This is a genomic window from Mucilaginibacter aquariorum (assembly GCF_024498135.1).
Classification (GTDB): domain Bacteria; phylum Bacteroidota; class Bacteroidia; order Sphingobacteriales; family Sphingobacteriaceae; genus Mucilaginibacter; species Mucilaginibacter aquariorum.
In genome coordinates this window covers 54204-73522 of the sequence record NZ_JANHOH010000008.1, presented here as the reverse complement: position 1 = coordinate 73522, position 19319 = coordinate 54204, and the positions used below count along the sequence as shown (strand labels likewise).

The following is a 19319-nucleotide window of genomic DNA, read 5'->3' as shown; positions in this document are numbered from 1 at the left end:
GTGAGATATTAGATGTGAGATTGAAAATTGCTACTCAACTTGTAGTATTTATCTCATGTCTCAAATCTAACATCTCATATCTCTCTTGGGCTTATCCAAAAATTATTAAATCCTAAACCAATCGTTATATCTATCATTTCCTGCTGAAGCATTTCCAGCACGGCTAAAAAATTATATACAAAGTGCACCTTATTCTCGCTATTACCGGCAATGTTCTTAAAGTCCATTTTTTTGTTAATGCGCAGCAGATTATTAATGGCTTCCTTTTGTTTCTCGATAGTATAAGGATATTGCTCAACCGTATGGTGCACTTCTTCGGTACGGGTCATGTACTGGCGCATCATACGGTTATACACCATCATCAGCTTGTAAAGGTTTAGTTCGGATAATTCCTCGCCAGGTACCGTTACCTTTTCTACCTGCTCCAGGTCTGTTTTAATATTGCCCCGTTTCTCCTGCTTAAAGCGTTCATCTTCATAAGGCCTTATCTCATCGCACAATACTTTAAACTTTTTGTACTCTATAAGCTTCCTTATCAGCCCTTCTTTTGTATCCAGCTCGTTTTCTTCGTCATCGGCATTGTATCGCGGCAGCAGCATTTTAGCCTTTATACGCATCAGGGTGGCGGCAACAAAAATAAATTCGCTGGCCAGCTCCATATTCAGCACCGTCATCTGGTGTATGTAGTGCAGAAAGTCGTCGGTGATCTTAGCAATGGGTATATCGTGAATATCGAGCTCATCCCGCTCAATAAAAAACAGCAAAAGATCAAAGGGGCCTTCAAACTGCGATAACTTTATGGAGAACCCATCTTCGGTCATGTGCCAAAAATACAGCTATTTACAATTAAAATTTTATAAATTTTTAATTTCAAAACAATAAATGACTTTAATATATTACAATTATTAGTAATTAAATAGCTTACTTTGTAAGTTAAAATAGAGTGAAGATCATACATGCAGGTACCCGCCGGTAATTTTTTAAAACGCATTAACTATCCTTCTGATTTAAAGCAATTTAAGGAAGTTGAACTTGAACAGGTTTGCAACGAGCTGCGCCAGTATATTATTGATGTAGTATCGGTAAACGGTGGCCATTTTGCGGCCAGCCTTGGCACGGTAGAGCTTACTGTAGCCCTTCAATATGTATTAAATACCCCTTACGACCAACTGGTTTGGGACGTGGGGCACCAGGCTTACGGCCATAAAATATTAACCGGCCGCCGCGAAGATTTTCATACCAACAGGGTTTACAAAGGCTTAAGTGGTTTCCCAAAACGCAGCGAAAGCGAGTATGACACCTTTGGCGTTGGCCACTCTTCTACGTCTATATCGGCAGCACTGGGTATGGCTGTCGCATCGCAATATAAAGGCGAAACCGACAGGCAGCACGTAGCCGTTATTGGCGATGGCGCCATGACAGCCGGCCTTGCTTTTGAAGCATTGAACCACGCCGGTATCGAAAACTCTAACCTGCTGGTGATACTGAATGACAATAACATGTCGATAGACCCTAACGTTGGCGCGCTTAAAGAGTATCTGACTGATATAACCACATCAAAACCATACAACCGTTTCCGTGATGATATTGCTACTGTACTGGCTAAAATATCATCAATGGGGCCCGATGCTTTTAAGATTGCCAAGAAGATAGAAAAAAGCATAAAAGGCACCCTGCTTAAACGCAGCAACTTTTTTGAGGCGCTTAAATTCAGGTATTTTGGCCCGGTTGACGGCCATGATGTAAAACACCTGGTTAAACTACTGCGCGATCTGCGCGATATCCCCGGCCCTAAATTGCTGCATTGCGTTACTGTAAAAGGCAAGGGCTATGCACTGGCCGAAAAAGACCAGACCAAGTGGCATGCTCCCGGTTTATTTGATAAGATAACCGGCGAAATAAAAAAGACAAAACACGAAAAGCCGCAGCCTCCTAAATACCAGGATGTGTTTGGCCATACTATAATTGAACTGGCCGAGGCTAACCCTAAAATAATGGGAATTACCCCCGCCATGCCATCGGGTTGTTCATTAAACCTGATGATGAAGGCCATGCCTACCCGCGCGTTTGATGTGGGTATTGCAGAGCAACATGCCGTAACTTTTTCGGCTGGTTTGGCTACACAGGGCTTAATACCTTTCTGTAACATATACTCCAGCTTTATGCAAAGGGCATATGACCAGGTGATACACGATGTGGCTTTACAGAAGCTAAACGTTGTTTTTTGCCTTGACCGTGCCGGTATTGCCGGTGCCGACGGAGCAACACACCACGGCGCTTATGACCTTGCTTACATGCGCTGTATACCCAACATGACGGTATCGGCACCAATGAACGAGGAAGAACTGCGTAACCTGATGTACACTGCACAGCAGGACAACATGGGCCCGTTTGTAATACGTTACCCGCGTGGTAACGGTGTTATGGTCGACTGGCAACGCCCAATGAAGGCTATCCCGGTTGGTAAAGGCCGCATGGTTTGCGATGGAGAAGAAGTTGCTATATTAAGCATAGGCGCAATTGGTAACGAAGCCGTAAAAGCTATCGCCAATTTAAATACCGAAGGTTATTACCCCGCACATTACGATCTGCGCTTTGTGAAACCGCTTGATGAAACTTTATTGCACGAGGTATTCAAAAAATTCAACCACATTGTTACGGTTGAGGATGGTTGCCTTGAAGGTGGCATGGGCAGCGCTGTGTTAGAGTTTATGGCCGATAATAATTACAAAGCACAGGTAAGCCGCTTAGGTATCCCGGACCATGCTGTAGAACACGGTGAACAACCCGAGCTTTGGGCCGAATGTGGTTACGATGCCAACGGCATAACAGCACAGGTTAAAAAGTTTGCTATTAAAAGAGACAATACACATATTATAGCCTCGTAAGTAGGTTAAATTTTAGATAAAAAGAAAGCCGGTTGGGATATCCAACCGGCTTTCTTTTTGAGGTTTTGGTGCGTTACCTCGTTCCTGTTGCAGCAGGCGGAGGAGTTGGCAATGCTTTACGTGGGATCATGTCCTTACGTTCTGATGTATTGTAAACAAACGATGCTACGATGGTAGCGGCTTGTTTCAAATCGTCTTCGCTCAGGCGGTCGTAAGTATCCTGGTTGCTGTGGTGGGTACGGGTACCGTAATCCATAGCATCCTGAATGAACTGGAAGCCCGGCAAGCCTACCGCATCAAACGACTGGTGATCTGTACCACCGGTATTGCTTGCAGTAACCGTTGTAGCGCCCAGATCTTTAAATGGCGCTAACCAAGCCTGAAATATAGGGCCGGCAGCTGTATCACCCTGTAAATAAATACCGCGTATTTTACCGGTACCGTTATCAAGGTTATAGTAAGCATCTAATGTTTTTTGCTCTGGTTTTAACTCCATGGTTTTAGGATCGCCAAAGTGGGCGGCCACGTAACCACGCGAGCCAAATAAGCCCTGCTCTTCGCTGCTCCATAAAGCGATACGAATGGTACGTTTCGGTTTAAAACCAATGGCTTTTAAGATGCGCATAGCTTCCATCATTACCGCGCTACCCGCTGCATTATCAGTTGCACCGGTTGCACCATGCCATGAATCAAGATGGCCACCTATCATTATAACCTGTTCTTTTAGTTTTTTATCTGTGCCCGGTATCTCAGCTACAACATTGTAACCTTGCAGGTCATCAGTAATAAACTGAGTTTTAATATCGGCCTCCATTTCAACTTTTTGGCCGGCTTTTACCAAACGTAAAATGCGCAGATAATCTTCTCCGCTTGTTTCTAATTCTGGCGCAACCGCTTTGGCTGTATCTGCATACGAAGCACCGTTTGTAGTAAAGGTGGTACCATCTGTACCCCGGCCCTGGCTTATGATCAGGCCAACTTTTTCGTCAACCAAAAACTGGCTTATGGCAGTACGCATTGCCCTTGCCTTACGCATGGCAGCAAACTGCGGTGAGTTAGGGTCAAATGCCCTGCGCTGACCAGCTGCCGCCGGTTTAGCAGCAGCCATTTCGGCCAATTGCTCATCGGTATAACGCTCCAGATCGGGCTTGGTTATACGTTTTAAAGTGTTTTGTGTATCAAATATTACAATTTTACCAGCCAGTTTGCCTTTGTATTTATCCAGTTCGGCTACGCTATCAGCTTTCACCAAAACAACTTCGCTTTTAATAGCGCCGTTAGTACCCGGTGTCCAGGCTTTAGGGATAGCAATTATAGCGTGGTAATAAGGCAGCGTAACAGCGGCGTAGTTTTTTTGAACTTCCCAGCCTTTACCAAATTTGCCCCATGGCTCTAATTTAGAGTTTGATAAGCCCCAGCTTTTTAACTGGTTAACAGCCCAAGCTTGTGCTTTTTTTAGTCCGGGTGAATTTGCCAAACGCGGACCAGAAACATCTGTTAAGTAAAAAGCGGTTTCCATTACCTTGGAGTGGTTTAAACCCTCCTCGCGAATTTTTTGGGTGGCGGCCTGGTCAACAGTCTCCTGCGCAAATGCAGTTCCTGCTAAACCCGTAATGGCCATACAGGTGTAAAGTAATTTTAATTTCATAATGAGTCAGTTAGTTTAAAGCAAACTTATCTAATTTGTCTTATAAATTCTTTAGCAACGATTTAACAAAGTTGTTACAAGTGATATTAGTTTTAAATTTAGATCTTGAATATGAGAGAATATCAGCTACACTGGGCAGCCTATCACATACAAAAAGCTAAGCAATGCGGAAATGAAGGTGGTTATTTCCGAACATTGACCTGGCAGGATAGACTTCGGATTGCTAATTATTTAAACAGCATCGCTTATAATTATCCTGAAAATAATCCACCCAAAATGGATAAAACAGCTTTCAGTTATAGAGCCAGATAATGGAAGGCCAAAAGATTGGATGAACTGGAAAATTTGAATTCATAATATGTTACAATCAGCCGTACCCATGTTAGCCTCGTTAAATGAGGAGGCCAGTGTTAAGTTTTATACCGAAAAACTGGGTTTTACCTTCCATTCCAGCTGGGATGGATATTTGATTTTTAGTCGCGACGGTGTTTTTATCCACATGTGGCCCACTAAAGATCCCGAGCACCCAAAAGTAACCGGCTGTTACATCCATGTAACCGAAGTTGATAAACTGTACGCCGAGTTAAAAGAGAAAGGCATCGTTCACCCCAATGGCGATTTAACGGACATGCCCTGGGGAATGCGCCAATTCAGCATATTAGATAATGATGGCAACATTATCCACTTTGGTGAAGATGAAGATTAAATAAACCGCCGGTTCAAGCGTCAACGCTTGAACTAACAAGATTGGCAGCGTCCTCGCTGCCGTAAGCGTGGACGCTTACGTTGTTTAACATTCAAGCGTGGACGCTTGAATGGGCGGGGTGGGCTTGAATGATGGGCTGGGGTTTGCCTACATCTAAGGAAATTTCTCTTTATTTCTTACTTAATAGGTCATTAATCACCGAGGTTACTTTATCTTCAAAATCATCATTATAGCCAACAAATACATTTCCTATTTTTCCTTCTTTATCAATAAAATAAAAAGTGGGAAAGCCTGTGACATGATACGATTTCACAACGTCGGCGGCATTGATATAGCCTGTATATTTGATCTTATAACGTTTCTCAAAGTCGAGAACAGCCTTCTTACTATCCCTTTCAGTTAGGCTTGCAATAACCAATTCTTTGTTTTTGTACTTTTCATAAATAGCATTCAGTGGTTTTAGCGACTGCATGCAGTTTGAGCACCCAATGAAGTAAAAATCTAACAATACTACTTTACCCTTTAGTTGACTTAACGACACCTTTTTTCCATTTACATCATATAACGTCCAGTCGGGTGCGGTAGTGCCGGGAGCTAATACAGCCGGTGGTGCGGCTTGTTTCTTACGGGGCTTAAAGCTTTTTGGTATAACGAAACTTGCATCGGTAATATCCGCTCTATCCAGCCTATAATTAAAATACTTAGTCTCGTCATAATACTCACTTACCAGTCCGTTATATTTATACCTCCCCCTAATTATCACCAAGCCGGGTAAGCCTGTTTGTTTATCAATGTAATAGTCTCTATTTGAATACAGATGCTCATTATTGTCGAGCGTGTCATACACGTTTGCAATAAAATGCGAATTGGCTACACCATTGATGACGGTGTCCTTAAGCATTGTTATCTTAAATGGTTTATTAGTGTAGCGATCTTTCAAAAATTTCAGATTGCCGATGAGTGATTTGCTATAGGCAATATAAGGCCCTTTCTCCGGGAAATATGTACTGTCTTCAGGTGATAAAATATTTACACTTTCTCCATTATACATATCTATTCTATGAAACGTTTCCGTTTTGCAATCGCGTTCTATACTGTAGAGGTATCCAAATGGCTTGTCATTAGCCGATTTTAAAAATAATTCCGTATTGAGCGCAATTATGGTGTCGGCGCTCATGTCTCTTAGTTTACTTATGGATTGATAGCTAAAGTTCTTATGGCTTTCAACCTTATCAATTAAGTTTTGAATAGAGGAAATTTGTGCGTCAACTGCGCTGCTATTAAGGAATATTGTAAGGCAGAGAGCAGGTCTGAAAAGATTTTTTATAGCGCAAGTCATTGCTGATGATTAGGTTGGTTAATGATAGTTTGGTAACTGCTTGATCGAAACTACAACTATGTTAATTAATCAGCAGCTTATATCCCCGGCCGTGCACGTTAATGATCTCAACCGATGGATCGTCCCTTAGATACTTGCGGATCTTACTTAAAAACACATCCATGCTACGGCCGTTAAAGTAATTATCGTCGTGCCAAATATTCAGCAGGGCTTCTTCGCGGGTAAGCACTTCGTTCTTTTTGATGCAAAGCAAACGCAGCAATTCAGCTTCTTTTGTAGATAGTTTTTGCAGCACATCGCCATGGGTTATCAGTTGCGATGTATAATCAAAGTTGTAACTGCCCAGTTTAAATTGTGACGGGCTGTCATCACCTTTTTTCTCGGTAACATCCGATCTTTTTAGCAAAGCATTTATTCGCAATAGAAGTTCTTCGATACGGAAAGGTTTGGTAATATAATCATCGCCGCCCAGGTTAAAGGCCTGCGTTTTATCTTCTATCATTGCCTTAGCCGTAGCAAAGATGATAGGCACGTGGGCGTTTATCTTTCTTATCTCTTTCCCTAATGTAAAGCCATCCTTTTTGGGCATCATTACATCCAGTATTAACAGGTCGTAATTTTGTTTGGTAAAAGCACGCAGGCCTTCGTCGCCATCCTTGCAAAGCACAACGTCAAATTTCCCTTTTAGCTGTAGGTAATCCTGTAGCAGCAAGCCAAGGTTCGGGTCATCTTCTACAAGTAATATTTTTTTCATAATAGGTTACACAACAGGAAATTTCAATTCAAACTCCGAGCCCTTTTCTTTTTCAGATTTAACGCTTATAGTGCCGTCTAACCTTTTAACAATAGTATTCACGTAGCTTAGCCCCAGCCCAAAACCTTTAACATCGTGCAGGTTGCCGGTGGGTATACGGTAGAATTGTTCAAATATTTTGGCTTGTTGATCGCGGTTCATGCCTATTCCCTTATCGGCAACCCGTATCAACACATGGCCATTTTTATTTAACGTACTAATTGCAATTTCAGGTGCATTGGTACTGTATTTTATAGCATTATCTATCAGGTTGAATATCACATTACTAAAATGCAGTTCGTCGGCAATAATAACGGCCCGTTCCGCGTCAAGGTTAACCGTGGTAACCGCGTTGCATTTTTGCATTTTTAGCTGCACGCTATCCAGCACAATAGTTATCATTTCGTTTACATCAAGCGGTTTTTTATCCAGCTTAAAGTCATCCTTTTCTATCCGGGCAATATTCAGCACCCTTTCAATATGGCTGCCCAGCCTCACATTCTCTTCATATATAACATTTGCCAGGCGGGCAACGCGGGTTTTATCCTGGGCTATTTCATTATCCTTTAAAGCCTCGCTGGCTATCATTATTGTTGATACCGGGGTTTTAAACTCGTGGGTCATGTTGTTAATGAAGTCTATCTTCATTTCAGAAACTTTCTTTTGCCTAAGGATAGAGAAAATGGTATAACCGAAACAAAATACCAGCACAAATAACAAACCGGCCGTTGTACCCATGGTAGCCGTCATGTTGCCTAAAATAAAGGAGTTTTTTTGTGGGAAGGATATTTTGATCTTGCCCGGGTCGTTGATCAGTTCGTTGCTAAAGATAGCCTTTTGATACGTATTTGCAGGGATAAATTCGGGCTTAATACCTTTTGTATCCATAGCGCTCGAAAATATAAGCGAATCGCTGTTGGCGGTGCTTACCTCATAACTAAAGGGCAAAAATATCCCGCGGTTATGCAGTTCGAACCGAAGTAAGGAATCGATCCAAAAATTATTGAGGCGTTTATTAAGCGGCTCGTTAGATTTCCGGTATTCCTCGGCCAGGTTTTCAATTACATTTGGCTTTTGGGTATTATGCGGCGCGTTTTCTAAGGAGTCGGTCACCAGCCATTTTTTCACCTGCTTAAACTGCCTTTCTTTTTGAATACGCTCCTGTTCCTTTACCCATTCGGGGTTAAGGTTACGCACAGACATAACCTGCGGGCCAAATTGCGGGTCAACGTAGGTATATCGCAGGGTGTCGTATTTATGCAGTTTTTGTTTAACAGGCGGCCGGGCAGGTGTCTTTACAAACTCGGGGATAAAACGCCCGTGCACCTCACCAAACTCATCTGTGTATTGTTCAATACGGATGCGCAGGTTAAGCGAACCCTGTTGTATCATTGCGTTAAGATCATCATCCATCTTTTTATGAAGGATCATGCGCTTCAAACTATCGCGCAGAATGGCCAGTTTACGCTCGCGTTTGGTTTGTTTTTTCTTGATAACCAGGGCATCGCCAATAATGCTTTTGCTGCCGTTAATGCTTATTTCACTCTTTTTGTCAAATGTTTCAGTATCTCTAACTTTATGCGTTTCCCTGGTTTTAGCGTTTAAAAAATTAAGGGCATCCTGCTTGGTAACTTTTGCCACAACATTGTTCAATGCCTCGTTAACCGACCGGTTAAAAAGCTCGGACTGCATTTGGTACGATTGCCGCAAAAAGTACAATTGCATAACAACCACACCCAAAAGTGCAAACCCCATTAAACCAATGATAAGCCCTATGCTTCTTCTTTTCATACCAACAACAAAAATATTTTAAATAATATGAGAATAGTTGCTTTTAACAATTTTTAACAATTTACCTTTAAGCTTTTAATATATTGATTAATAAGAGTTTCCTAAATTTGCTCTTCAAACTTAAATCAGCATACATCATGAAAAAGTTTATAAAACCCGGCTTCGAGTTTATCTTCTCGGTTAGTTTAATAGCCATACTTGGGTTGCCGCCTTTGGTGCTGGCACAAACACAAAAAAACATAGAAATAAAGATAGTTAACGGCGATACCACCATTAATGGTAAAGATATTAAAAAGCTATCGGCACAGGAGCGTAAAGATGCCCTTGCCGAAATGGACAACCTGCCGCAAACGCCCATGTTAAACGATGGTGGTAAAGCCAGCAACAGGATAATTATTAAAAAGCGGGTAAATACCGACGGCAAAAAAAACAACATCATTATTGAAAGAAGTATGACCGATGGCAACGACCAGCCATTAATTGCCGAATTTGATACTAAAGACAGCGCCCGTAAAGATGTTAGGGTACGTTTAAAAAGACTTAAAGGCGCCGATAGCGTACAAGCCTTCACCTACCGTTTTGACACCGACTTACCGGAGATGGGTATGAAAACGTTTAGTTTTAACATGCCTCGCCATAAACAAGGCTTTGAGTTTAGCAGCCGCAACAGCCAAACCTTTAATTATTCCAATACCGATAACGACGGCATCAGCACCAATATCAGCTTCCGGGTTTCTGAGCCATCAAAAGAAAAGTTAAAACGCATTGCCGGTACCGAAAAAGCCGAACTGGTATTGAACGACCTAAACCTGGTTCCGGAGTTTTCTACCGGTAAAACCACGTTATCGTTTAATTTGCCTGCAAAAACCACTGCCGATGTAAAATTTACCGATACCGAAGGCAAAGTTTTATGGACAGATAAAGCATCAGCCGGAACTTTTAGCAAAAAAATTAGCTTACCGGTAAATGGTGTTTATTACCTGCAAGTAAAGCAAGGCGCAAACACAGCGGTAAAAAAGATAATTAAGGAATAAGTTTGCGGTAGACAGTTTGCAGTTTGCATAAAAAAAGCCCTTCTAAATATTTAGAAGGGCTTTTGTATTTCTTACCATGTGCAAACTGCCTACCGGCAACTGCCAACTGTATTAGAACGGCAAATCGTCATCATCGGGCGCTGAACTGATATCAGCAGGGGGTGCATATTCTGGGGCAGAACCGCTGCCTGCAGCGCCTAACATATTAACTTTCCATAATTGCAGAGAGTTGAAATAAGTTTTTTTACCTGCCTTATCTGTCCATGGACGGCCTCTCAGGTTAAAAAACACTTCAATATCATCGCCAACCTTAACATTGTCCAATAAATTGCAACGATCCTGTATAGCTTCGAACTTTAAATACTCGGGATATTGTGGGTTCTCGATGTATTCAAGTATTAATTCTCTCTTCTTTAGTGACTCGGTAACCTGTTGGGTTGCCGACACTTCATGTACCTTACCTTTGACTTCCATAGTTTCAGAAAATATTTAAAATGTAAAGTTAATAGTATGAAATTAAATAGCGGCGTATTTAATTCATAAATTCGCAAAATAATTATGCAAGTTTTCCACACTGAGAGTAAGATCATTATCACCTGCAACAAAAGGCTTTCGCCTTACTTGCAGCAAGAGGTTGAAGCATTAGGCTTTAAACCCACACGCGTATTCCAAACCGGCGTTGAGCTAATGGGTACCGTTACCGATACCATTGCGCTAAACCTTAACCTGCGCTGCGCAAGCCAGGTACTTTATTTGTTAAAAAGCTTTACAGCTGCCGACCCAAAACAACTGTACGACGAGCTGGTACAGATTGAATGGGAAGAGTATATCGATTTTTCGGGCTACTTTTCGGTAACCTCAAACGTAAATAACGAGCATATACTTACGCCGCTGTTTGCCAACGTTAAGGTAAAAGATGCTATTGTTGACCGGATAAAGGAGAAAAAAGGCATCCGCCCTAACTCTGGCGCCGATAATAATAAAACAGTTGTGAGCCTTTACTGGCAGGATGACAAAGCCGATATCTATATAGATACATCAGGCGAAACCTTAGCTAAACACAGCTATCGTAAAATACCTGGCAAGGCGCCCATGCTGGAAGCTTTGGCCACATCAACCATTATGGCAACCAACTGGGACAGGAACAGCACATTCATAAACCCCATGTGTGGTTCGGGCACGCTGGCTATCGAGGCTGCTTTAATGGCTACAGATAAACACCCCGGCTTGTTTAGGATGAACTATGGCTTTATGCATATTATGGGTTACGACGAACAGGAATTTTTTGTTGAACGCCGTAAATTAAAGGATAAAGCCAAGAAAGCGGTCGACTTTAAAATCATCGCTACAGATATTTCTGAAGACGCTGTAGACATTGCCCGCAAGAACGCAAATACAGCCGGTGTAGAACATTTAATAGAATTTTACGTTTGTGACTTTGAAGATACCGAAGTACCTGCCGAACCAGGCATTGTAATGTTTAACCCCGAATATGGCGAACGTTTAGGCGTACACACCAAACTGGAGATAACTTACAAACGTGTTGGCGATTTCCTGAAAAAGAAATGTTTAGGCTACCGTGGTTATGTATTTACCGGCAACCCCGATCTGGCTAAAAAGATAGGTTTAAGGGCGGCCCGCAAAGTTGAATTTTATAATGGCAAATTAGATTGCCGCTTATTTGAATACGAGCTGTATGAAGGCAGCAAACGCGAACCAAAAGAAACAGAATGAAGAAACTCATCATAGCTGCATTATTATTATCCTCCTCTTTTTATTGCAAAGCGCAGGAAGACCTGGCTTTTCCTTTTCAAGGGGGTAACCCCGTTATGACACGCTTTTTTAAAGATAGCCTTGTAGTGAGCCAGGATATTATTAGTAAAAAAGCTGCCGGGGTAGCGGTAATAAAATTCACGGCTGATATTAAAGGTAATATTCAAAAATTCGTAATTTATTATGCCGATGATTACCTATTGACCATCCCTGTGATTGAAGCCCTAAAAAAATCGACTAAAAAATGGATCATCCCTAATAAGGAGAAGTTTCATGATTTTATTATCCCGTTCTCTATCAACTTTAATAACCCGGCTACCGGTGGGGCCGAGGTACAAAAGGCGGCCTACGAGTTTTATAAACGCCGCAGGCCAATTGTAGCAACAGACCAAATACCACTAAACGCAGCCACATTACTGCCAACAGTTGTAATAAAATACGATATCCAGTAATCTTTCTACTCGTTTCAGGAATAACAACAAAGCCGGCTAATGCCGGCTTTGTTGTTTATACACAGGCCATTTTAATGGGTTTTATAATGAAATAATCTATCTGCACGGATTTAATATTGCACTAATAGTATTATTAACGCAAAAAAATTACTTTTAAATTATTTTTTTTACATCCAAGCCGCAAACAATATCGTAAGTATATCATTATCAATTGTAAAGAATTATAATAATATATATAATAATATGCTTAATTATAGGGCCAAAGCGGTTGCGGCTAATATTCGCAGCAAGCGCATCGAATTAAATTATACGCAGGAATACCTTGCTGCAAAACTAAATATATCACAAAACGCCTACAGTAAAATTGAATTAGGCTACACAAAAATAACGGTGGAGCGGCTTTTTCAGATCGCGGATATATTAGAAACCGAAATAGTTGAACTATTAAACGTAGAAAAGGCTGAAGCTGCCTAATCAACTTAAATCAGGGGAATATTAGTATACCTGTTATATTTGCACCCAAATTGCAGATATGGATCAGGCCGCTATAATTGAAAAAACCGTAACCTTTGTTCAAGAAACCCTAAAAAACGCCGAGGGAGGACACGATTGGTGGCATATACAACGTGTTTGGACCAATGCCAAACTATTAGCCCGTACCGAAGATTGCGATATACTTACGGTTGAACTTGCCGCTTTATTGCATGATATTGCCGATAGTAAATTTCATAATGGCGACGAAGAAATTGGCCCTGCCACGGCGGGTAAATTTTTAACAAGCATTAATATAGATGCCGATACCATTGTCCATGTGCAACAAATAATCAGGCACATGAGTTTCAAAGCCAGTTTTGATAAAGCAACCTTCCACTCAAAAGAATTAGCCATTGTACAAGATGCCGACCGGCTGGATGCCATTGGCGCTATTGGCATTGCCCGCGCCTTTACTTACGGCGGGTTTAAGGATAGGGAAATATACAACCCTAATATTAAGCCCAACCTTAACATGAATAAGGAAGAATACAAAAACACTACCGCCCCTACCATTAATCATTTCTACGAAAAACTGCTGTTGTTAAAAGATAAGATGAATACCCAAACCGGTAAACAGCTTGCCCTGCAACGCCATAACTTTATGGAAAGCTATTTAGAGCAGTTTTATTCGGAGGTATAGTAAACTAAATATTTATCATCCCGTTTTAAGAGCATGAAAAAACCTCTACTTTCATTAGCTATATTATTTACTGTAACCAAATTCGCTACTGCGCAGGATACTGTTAAAAACCAGCGTTTTAATGTTCATTTCCAGCAAACGGTTATTACACAATATAAGCCCGGCTTTAGCGCCCCTTATACCGGCAACAACAGTTTGCTTACCGGCGAGGAAACCCAAACATCGTTAACCACTACACTTTTTGGCGGCGCGCGTTTATGGAAAGGTATGGAGGCCTATTTTAACCCGGAAATGAGCGGTGGCTCGGGCCTGAGCAAAACACTGGGTATTGCCGGTTTCCCAAATGGCGAAACCTTCCGGGTAGGTGGCGCCGAACCTAAAATTTATATAGCCCGACTGTATTTTACCCAAAATTTTGAATGGGGTAATGATAAAGCATACATTGAAGATGATGTAAACCAACTGGCCGGATGGAAAAGCAAGCGCTACCTTAAAGTTACCGTTGGTAAATTTGGCATGGCCGATTTTTTTGATGGTAACGAATTTAGCCACGATGCCCGTTCGCAGTTCATGAACTGGAGCTTGATGGATAACGCCGCCTGGGATTACCCTGCCAATACCCGGGGTTATGTTTTTGGGGCGGTAGCAGAACTGGGGCAACCCAATTGGGCATTACGTTTTGGCTATACCATGACCACCACATCGGCCAATGGCGCTATTTGGGATGAGCGCATCGGCCATGCCAACACACAATCATTAGAGTACGAAAAACGCTATCAACTTAGCGGCCACAAAGGCACCTTACGGTTATTGGCTTTCAGGAACAATGGGAAAATGGGGGTATATCGCGATGCCATAACTCAAAACCCTACCGCGCCCGATGTTGATGCTACCCAGGCATATGGCAGGCATAAGTATGGTTTTGGTATAAGCGCCGATCAATACCTGACAAATGATTTTGGCGTGTTTGCAAAAGCGAGTTATAACGATGGCAAAACCGAAACCTGGGCTTTTACCGAAATTGACCGCTCGTTAAGTTTAGGCGCGGTGTTAAAAGGAACATCATGGAGCCGTAAGGATGACGAGTTAGGACTGGCCTTTGTAGGCAACGGTATTTCAAAAGACCACAAAGATTACCTGGCAGCAGGTGGTTATGGCTTTATTATTGGCGATGGCCGGCTAAACTACTCGACCGAGCTGATAGCCGAAGTATATTATAAACTAAATGCATATCAGCATAAATTATGGCTCTCTCCCGATTATCAATTTATAGCCAACCCGGCCTACAACCGCGACCGTGGGCCGGTAAATGTGTTCTCGCTAAGGGCGCACGTAGAATTTTAATATCGGCAAAAGTAAATTGCATAATAAATTAAACCTCGCTCGGTAAAAAGCGTCATACCCAAACATGAAAATAATTTTCGCAGCTATAGCTTTATTAGTAATAAGCACGGGCGCATTTGCCCAGGTTAACAACAGTATAACCCGGTCTAAAATATCTTTCGAGATAAAAAACCTGGGGATTAAAACCGGCGGCACCATTAGTGGCGTACAGGGAACTGTCAGCTTTGATCCCAATAAACTGGAAACCAGCAAAATAGAGGCAATCGCAGATGCTACTACCATTAATACCGATAACAGCATGCGCGACGAGCACCTGAAAAAGGAAGATTATTTTAATGCGGATACTTATCCTAAAATCACCCTGTCGTCTGTGTCATTAAAAAAGAAAAATAGCAATAATTACACAGGCCAGTTTAATATCACCATAAAAGGAAAAACAAAACTTGTTGATGTGCCTTTTACTTATACCGACATAAACGACGGGGCCTTATTTAAAGGCAGTTTTAAAATTAACCGTAAAGATTTTGGCGTAGGTGGCGGTAGCATGACCATGGGCGACGAGGTTACCATTAATTTTGAGGCCGAGGCAACAAAATAATCTGCTTTCTCCTTCCGCGCTAAATGATAATAATTAATTAACACAGCAGCCTGCTTCTGTATTAATTATAACCATTTACAAATAGTAACTTTATGCTATGAAATTGCGCGTCCTAATCCTTATCAACGCTGCCGCGGTTGCCATAACACTATCGGCAGTAAACTATTACTTTCAGCATAAATGGTATGATATGATGATAACCTTCCTGGTTACTTTTATCACCAGTTATATTGTTTTTTACTACCTTATAGAAAAGTATATATATTCTAAAATAAAGCTTATTTATAAGCTTATTCACAACCTTAAACTTGGCCGCGACCTTAGGGATGCCCTGGGCGAACATGTAAGCGCCGACCCTATTAACGACGTAGAGCACGAGGTACAGGAATGGGCCAGGCAAAAAAAGAGCGAGATTGATGAGCTAAAGAAACAGGAAAAATTCCGAAGGGATTTTTTGTCGAACATATCGCACGAGTTTAAAACACCGCTTTTTGCTATACAGGGTTATATAGAGGCCCTGCAGGATGATAGCTTCGAAGATAAAGAGCTGGCTAAGCAATTCCTGGAAAAAGCATCAAAAAATGTCGATCGCTTAAGCTACCTGATCCATGATCTGGATGAAATATCGAAGCTGGAATCGGGCGAGATCCCTATTAATTACACTAAATTCAAAATAAACGATCTGATAAAAGAGGTTTTTGAATCGATGGAACTAAAAAGCAAACAGCACAATATTAAGTTAACGTTTAAACAAAAATACGATGATGGCATTTTTGTTAACGCCGACCGCGAAAAAATAAGGCAGGTGCTGGTTAACCTTATCGATAACTCTTTTAAGTATGGCAAAGATGGCGGCAGCACATCTGTAAGCATATTTACCCTGCACGAACAGGTGCTTATTGAAGTTACTGACGATGGTATAGGTATCGAAGAAAAGTTCCTTCCACGCTTATTTGAGCGTTTTTACCGCACAGATACCAGCCGGTCGAGGCAAATTGGCGGCTCGGGTTTGGGGCTGGCCATTGTGAAGCATATTATAGAAGCACACCAGCAAACCATTAACGTGCGCAGCACCGAAGGCTTAGGCTCTACCTTTGGCTTTACCCTGCAAATTGCCAAACAAAGTTTACCATTTCCGAATATACCTGTGTTAAAAAATTAACATTAACTTAACATTGCAACCGTACCTTTACCGAAATTTCATAGCAGATGTCACTAAACAGTATATTCCAGTACTTTGTTCCTAAAGATAAGAAGACCTTTTTCCCGCTTTTTGAGCAGGCTGCAAGTAACGTTGTAAGCATGGCTACCATTCTGGTTGAGGCGGTTAACTCGGTTAACCCGGCTACACGCGAAGAACTTTTCAGACAGATAGATAAATTGGAGAATAAAGGTGACGAACTTACCCACCAGATATATCTTGAACTTGGTAAAAACTTCATCACTCCTTTCGACCGTGAAGATATCCACGCGTTAGCTACCGCGATTGATGACGTTGCCGATTATATACACGGTGCAGCTAATCGTATGCTCCTTTATAGGATCGACGATTTTAATGAGCATATCCGCAAATTATCTGAATTGATACTACAAGCCGGCACTGATCTGGAAAAAGCTGTACGCGAGTTAAAAGACTTAAGAAACGTACGTGCCATTGCCGATTCATGTATCCGCATCAACAGCGTTGAAAACCAAGCCGATTACGTTTTTGACCGTGCCGTTGCCGATCTTTTTCTGTACGAAACTGATGCTATACGCCTGATAAAATACAAAGAGATATTAGCTGCCCTTGAAACCGCTACAGATATGTGCGAAGATGCAGCCAATGTAATGGAATCAATATTAGTTAAAAACGCCTAAGCATAATCTTAAATCATTTAAATGGTTACCACCCTACTTGTTGCTGTAGTTGCCCTGGCGCTTATTTTTGATTACACCAATGGCTTCCATGATGCCGCCAACTCTATAGCCACCATTGTATCAACCAAGGTATTAACGCCTTTTCAGGCGGTATTGCTTGCCGCTGTATTTAATTTTGCCGCTTACTTTTTTATTAAAGACCATAAAGTAGCCAACACGGTGGCTAAAACTGTTCACGAAGAATTTATTACGCTGCATGTGGTATTGGCCGGCCTTATCGCCGCCATCACCTGGAACTTAACCACCTGGTGGTTTGGCATCCCTTCCAGCTCATCGCACACCCTTATTGGTGGTTTTGCAGGGGCAGGTATTACAAACGCTTTGTTTATGGGCCAGCATGCATTTGCAGCCATTAACTCGGCCTATATCTTTAAAATCATCGCCTACATTGTACTGGCGCCGTTCATAGGTTTATTTATAGCCTACTTTATAACCATTCTCATCCTCCATATTTGTAAGCGGGCCAAACCCGCTACTGCCGAGCGCTGGTTTAAAAGGCTACAACTGGTATCGGCAGCGGCGTTAAGCTTTGCACACGGCACTAACGATGCGCAAAAGGTAATGGGTATTTTATACGTAAGTTTAGTAGCGGCAAAAGTTATTAATAGCGGCGCGGCAATGCCCGAGTGGATCCCACTGGCATGTTATACCGCAATCGCGTTAGGTACCATGTCTGGCGGGTGGAAGATCGTAAAAACAATGGGGTCAAAAATTACCAAAATCACCCCGCTTGAGGGTGTAGCAGCCGAAACTGCAGGTGCCGTTACCCTGTTTATTACCGAGCATTTTGCTATCCCGGTTTCAACTACACACACTATTACCGGTTCTATTATTGGGGTTGGTTTAACAAAACGTGTATCGGCGGTGCGCTGGGGCGTAACCGTAAACCTTTTATGGGCATGGGTAATTACCATTCCTATTTCGGCCCTTATTGCCGGTTTAATGTTCATGCTGGTTAGGCATTGGTAATCCCAATGTTTACTGGCAGTATATTTGCTTACCTCGTTGCATGAAAAAAATACTTATACTTATCCCGTTCCTGTTTGTTTTATTTTCCAGCTGCGACACGCTTAACCAGGTAGCACAAACTACCATACAGCAAAACGGCAACCCCACTACGCTCGATATTAATAATGGTTTAAAACAAGCGCTTGAACTGGCCACCGGCAAAAGCTCTGACCAGTTGTCGACCGTTAATGGCTTTTTTGGCAATGCAGCCGTAAAAATATTATTCCCGCCCGAGGCGCAAAAAGTTGAAAAAACATTACGCAGCATAGGCCTTGGTAAATTAGCCGATAACGTAATATTATCGCTTAACCGCGCCGCAGAAGATGCCGCTGCACAAGCCAAACCCATTTTTGTAAGCGCCATTAAGCAAATGACGCTTACCGATGTAACCAATATTTTATTGGGCAACCAGGATGCTGCCACGCAATACTTTAAACGTACTACTACCCTGCAACTATCGGCTAAATTTAAGCCTGTGGTACAAACCAGCTTAAATAAGGTAGGGGCTACAAAATACTATACCGATGCCGCCACTGCCTATAACAAAGTACCCTTTGTAACTAAGGTTAATACAGATATTAGCGACTACGTTACCCAAAAAGCAATTGACGGTTTATTTGTAGAGATAGCAAAGGAAGAACTAAACATTCGCCAAAACCTGGGCGCCCGCACCACACCGTTGTTGCAAAAGGTGTTCGGCTACTACGATAAAAATAAAAAATAATACGTCGATCTCTGATATATAAAATGCGATAGGTTTTGAAACCTGTCGCATTTTTGCGTTAATGTCATCCTTAGCTTGTCGAAGGATTATACGCGAGCTGATTCGCTAATGATTCTACAAGCTCACC

Annotated in this window: 20 protein-coding genes; 14 read left to right on the top strand and 6 right to left on the bottom strand. The window is 41.9% G+C overall.

Annotated features, from left to right (window positions below):
- Window positions 1-74: 74 nt before the first annotated feature.
- A complete protein-coding gene (locus NPE20_RS21335) occupies window positions 75-821 on the bottom strand; it encodes a segregation and condensation protein A (protein WP_256540733.1) in 747 nt (248 codons plus the stop codon).
- A gap of 135 nt (window positions 822-956) precedes the next feature.
- Between NPE20_RS21335 and dxs the strand changes: the two genes are divergently transcribed.
- The gene (gene dxs / locus NPE20_RS21330) at window positions 957-2888 is read left to right on the top strand and encodes a 1-deoxy-D-xylulose-5-phosphate synthase (protein WP_256540732.1); all 1932 of its coding nucleotides are present in this window, start codon (window positions 957-959) and stop codon (window positions 2886-2888) included.
- A 73-nt stretch (window positions 2889-2961) separates the two neighbouring features.
- On the opposite strand, the gene NPE20_RS21325 is transcribed toward dxs, so the two are convergent.
- Window positions 2962-4536: a M28 family metallopeptidase gene (locus NPE20_RS21325; protein ID WP_256540731.1), complete on the bottom strand. Its 1575-nt coding sequence runs from the start codon at window positions 4534-4536 to the stop codon at window positions 2962-2964.
- Window positions 4537-4647: 111 nt separating this feature from the next.
- Here NPE20_RS21325 and NPE20_RS21320 point away from each other — a divergent pair, with 111 nt between their 5' ends.
- Complete coding sequence (locus NPE20_RS21320) at window positions 4648-4848, top strand: hypothetical protein (protein ID WP_256540730.1); 201 nt, start codon at window positions 4648-4650, stop codon at window positions 4846-4848.
- A 46-nt stretch (window positions 4849-4894) separates the two neighbouring features.
- Window positions 4895-5242, top strand: coding sequence for a bleomycin resistance protein (locus tag NPE20_RS21315; RefSeq protein WP_256540729.1), 348 nt, complete (start codon window positions 4895-4897; stop codon window positions 5240-5242).
- 169 nt (window positions 5243-5411) lie between these two features.
- Here the strand turns inward: NPE20_RS21315 and NPE20_RS21310 are convergent, their stop codons facing one another.
- The 3 genes from NPE20_RS21310 to NPE20_RS21300 form a co-directional block, all read right to left on the bottom strand.
- Window positions 5412-6419, bottom strand: coding sequence for a TlpA family protein disulfide reductase (locus NPE20_RS21310; protein WP_256540728.1), 1008 nt, complete (start codon window positions 6417-6419; stop codon window positions 5412-5414).
- Window positions 6420-6642: 223 nt separating this feature from the next.
- Complete coding sequence (locus NPE20_RS21305) at window positions 6643-7335, bottom strand: response regulator transcription factor (RefSeq protein ID WP_256540727.1); 693 nt, start codon at window positions 7333-7335, stop codon at window positions 6643-6645.
- A gap of 6 nt (window positions 7336-7341) precedes the next feature.
- Window positions 7342-9165, bottom strand: coding sequence for a sensor histidine kinase (locus tag NPE20_RS21300; RefSeq protein ID WP_256540726.1), 1824 nt, complete (start codon window positions 9163-9165; stop codon window positions 7342-7344).
- A gap of 137 nt (window positions 9166-9302) precedes the next feature.
- On the opposite strand from NPE20_RS21300, the gene NPE20_RS21295 reads away from it, so the two are divergent.
- Window positions 9303-10199 carry a T9SS type A sorting domain-containing protein gene (locus NPE20_RS21295; protein WP_256540725.1) on the top strand — a complete coding sequence of 299 codons (897 nt, stop codon included), beginning with the start codon at window positions 9303-9305 and terminating at the stop codon, window positions 10197-10199.
- 111 nt (window positions 10200-10310) lie between these two features.
- Here NPE20_RS21295 and NPE20_RS21290 read toward each other — a convergent pair whose 3' ends face one another.
- Window positions 10311-10673, bottom strand: coding sequence for a DUF3127 domain-containing protein (locus tag NPE20_RS21290; protein WP_256540724.1), 363 nt, complete (start codon window positions 10671-10673; stop codon window positions 10311-10313).
- Between the two features lie 84 nt (window positions 10674-10757).
- On the opposite strand from NPE20_RS21290, the gene NPE20_RS21285 reads away from it, so the two are divergent.
- The 10 genes from NPE20_RS21285 (at window position 10758) to NPE20_RS21240 (ending at window position 19192) form a co-directional block, all read left to right on the top strand.
- A complete protein-coding gene (locus NPE20_RS21285; RefSeq protein WP_256540723.1) occupies window positions 10758-11933 on the top strand; it encodes a THUMP domain-containing class I SAM-dependent RNA methyltransferase in 1176 nt (391 codons plus the stop codon).
- Window positions 11930-12424: a hypothetical protein gene (locus NPE20_RS21280; RefSeq protein WP_256540722.1), complete on the top strand. Its 495-nt coding sequence runs from the start codon at window positions 11930-11932 to the stop codon at window positions 12422-12424. The genes NPE20_RS21285 and NPE20_RS21280 overlap by 4 nt, the downstream gene beginning before the upstream one ends.
- A gap of 243 nt (window positions 12425-12667) precedes the next feature.
- Window positions 12668-12898: a helix-turn-helix domain-containing protein gene (locus NPE20_RS21275; RefSeq protein ID WP_256540721.1), complete on the top strand. Its 231-nt coding sequence runs from the start codon at window positions 12668-12670 to the stop codon at window positions 12896-12898.
- A gap of 58 nt (window positions 12899-12956) precedes the next feature.
- A complete protein-coding gene (locus tag NPE20_RS21270) occupies window positions 12957-13598 on the top strand; it encodes an HD domain-containing protein (protein WP_256540720.1) in 642 nt (213 codons plus the stop codon).
- A gap of 33 nt (window positions 13599-13631) precedes the next feature.
- Window positions 13632-14942 (top strand): carbohydrate porin, encoded by a 1311-nt coding sequence (locus tag NPE20_RS21265; RefSeq protein ID WP_256540719.1) that lies wholly within the window; start codon window positions 13632-13634, stop codon window positions 14940-14942.
- 64 nt (window positions 14943-15006) lie between these two features.
- Window positions 15007-15540: a YceI family protein gene (locus NPE20_RS21260; RefSeq protein WP_256540718.1), complete on the top strand. Its 534-nt coding sequence runs from the start codon at window positions 15007-15009 to the stop codon at window positions 15538-15540.
- A gap of 97 nt (window positions 15541-15637) precedes the next feature.
- On the top strand, window positions 15638-16702 hold the full coding sequence (locus NPE20_RS21255) for a sensor histidine kinase (protein WP_256540717.1): 1065 nt from the start codon (window positions 15638-15640) through the stop codon (window positions 16700-16702).
- Window positions 16703-16749: 47 nt separating this feature from the next.
- Window positions 16750-17400 carry a DUF47 domain-containing protein gene (locus tag NPE20_RS21250; RefSeq protein WP_256540716.1) on the top strand — a complete coding sequence of 217 codons (651 nt, stop codon included), beginning with the start codon at window positions 16750-16752 and terminating at the stop codon, window positions 17398-17400.
- A 21-nt stretch (window positions 17401-17421) separates the two neighbouring features.
- Window positions 17422-18429: an inorganic phosphate transporter gene (locus NPE20_RS21245; RefSeq protein ID WP_256540715.1), complete on the top strand. Its 1008-nt coding sequence runs from the start codon at window positions 17422-17424 to the stop codon at window positions 18427-18429.
- Between the two features lie 40 nt (window positions 18430-18469).
- Window positions 18470-19192 (top strand): DUF4197 domain-containing protein, encoded by a 723-nt coding sequence (locus tag NPE20_RS21240; RefSeq protein ID WP_256540714.1) that lies wholly within the window; start codon window positions 18470-18472, stop codon window positions 19190-19192.
- Window positions 19193-19319: the final 127 nt, after the last annotated feature.

Excerpts from the sequence above, each read along its gene's own strand:
- NPE20_RS21335 (WP_256540733.1), bottom strand. The coding sequence starts at position 821 with ATGACCGAAGATGGGTTCTCCATAAAGTTATCGCAGTTTGAAGGCCCC.
- dxs (WP_256540732.1), top strand. The coding sequence starts at position 957 with ATGCAGGTACCCGCCGGTAATTTTTTAAAACGCATTAACTATCCTTCT.
- NPE20_RS21325 (WP_256540731.1), bottom strand. The coding sequence starts at position 4,536 with ATGAAATTAAAATTACTTTACACCTGTATGGCCATTACGGGTTTAGCA.
- NPE20_RS21320 (WP_256540730.1), top strand. The coding sequence starts at position 4,648 with ATGAGAGAATATCAGCTACACTGGGCAGCCTATCACATACAAAAAGCT.
- NPE20_RS21315 (WP_256540729.1), top strand. The coding sequence starts at position 4,895 with ATGTTACAATCAGCCGTACCCATGTTAGCCTCGTTAAATGAGGAGGCC.
- NPE20_RS21310 (WP_256540728.1), bottom strand. The coding sequence starts at position 6,419 with ATGAGCGCCGACACCATAATTGCGCTCAATACGGAATTATTTTTAAAA.
- NPE20_RS21305 (WP_256540727.1), bottom strand. The coding sequence starts at position 7,335 with ATGAAAAAAATATTACTTGTAGAAGATGACCCGAACCTTGGCTTGCTG.
- NPE20_RS21300 (WP_256540726.1), bottom strand. The coding sequence starts at position 9,165 with ATGAAAAGAAGAAGCATAGGGCTTATCATTGGTTTAATGGGGTTTGCA.
- NPE20_RS21295 (WP_256540725.1), top strand. The coding sequence starts at position 9,303 with ATGAAAAAGTTTATAAAACCCGGCTTCGAGTTTATCTTCTCGGTTAGT.
- NPE20_RS21290 (WP_256540724.1), bottom strand. The coding sequence starts at position 10,673 with ATGGAAGTCAAAGGTAAGGTACATGAAGTGTCGGCAACCCAACAGGTT.
- NPE20_RS21285 (WP_256540723.1), top strand. The coding sequence starts at position 10,758 with ATGCAAGTTTTCCACACTGAGAGTAAGATCATTATCACCTGCAACAAA.
- NPE20_RS21280 (WP_256540722.1), top strand. The coding sequence starts at position 11,930 with ATGAAGAAACTCATCATAGCTGCATTATTATTATCCTCCTCTTTTTAT.
- NPE20_RS21275 (WP_256540721.1), top strand. The coding sequence starts at position 12,668 with ATGCTTAATTATAGGGCCAAAGCGGTTGCGGCTAATATTCGCAGCAAG.
- NPE20_RS21270 (WP_256540720.1), top strand. The coding sequence starts at position 12,957 with ATGGATCAGGCCGCTATAATTGAAAAAACCGTAACCTTTGTTCAAGAA.
- NPE20_RS21265 (WP_256540719.1), top strand. The coding sequence starts at position 13,632 with ATGAAAAAACCTCTACTTTCATTAGCTATATTATTTACTGTAACCAAA.
- NPE20_RS21260 (WP_256540718.1), top strand. The coding sequence starts at position 15,007 with ATGAAAATAATTTTCGCAGCTATAGCTTTATTAGTAATAAGCACGGGC.
- NPE20_RS21255 (WP_256540717.1), top strand. The coding sequence starts at position 15,638 with ATGAAATTGCGCGTCCTAATCCTTATCAACGCTGCCGCGGTTGCCATA.
- NPE20_RS21250 (WP_256540716.1), top strand. The coding sequence starts at position 16,750 with ATGTCACTAAACAGTATATTCCAGTACTTTGTTCCTAAAGATAAGAAG.
- NPE20_RS21245 (WP_256540715.1), top strand. The coding sequence starts at position 17,422 with ATGGTTACCACCCTACTTGTTGCTGTAGTTGCCCTGGCGCTTATTTTT.
- NPE20_RS21240 (WP_256540714.1), top strand. The coding sequence starts at position 18,470 with ATGAAAAAAATACTTATACTTATCCCGTTCCTGTTTGTTTTATTTTCC.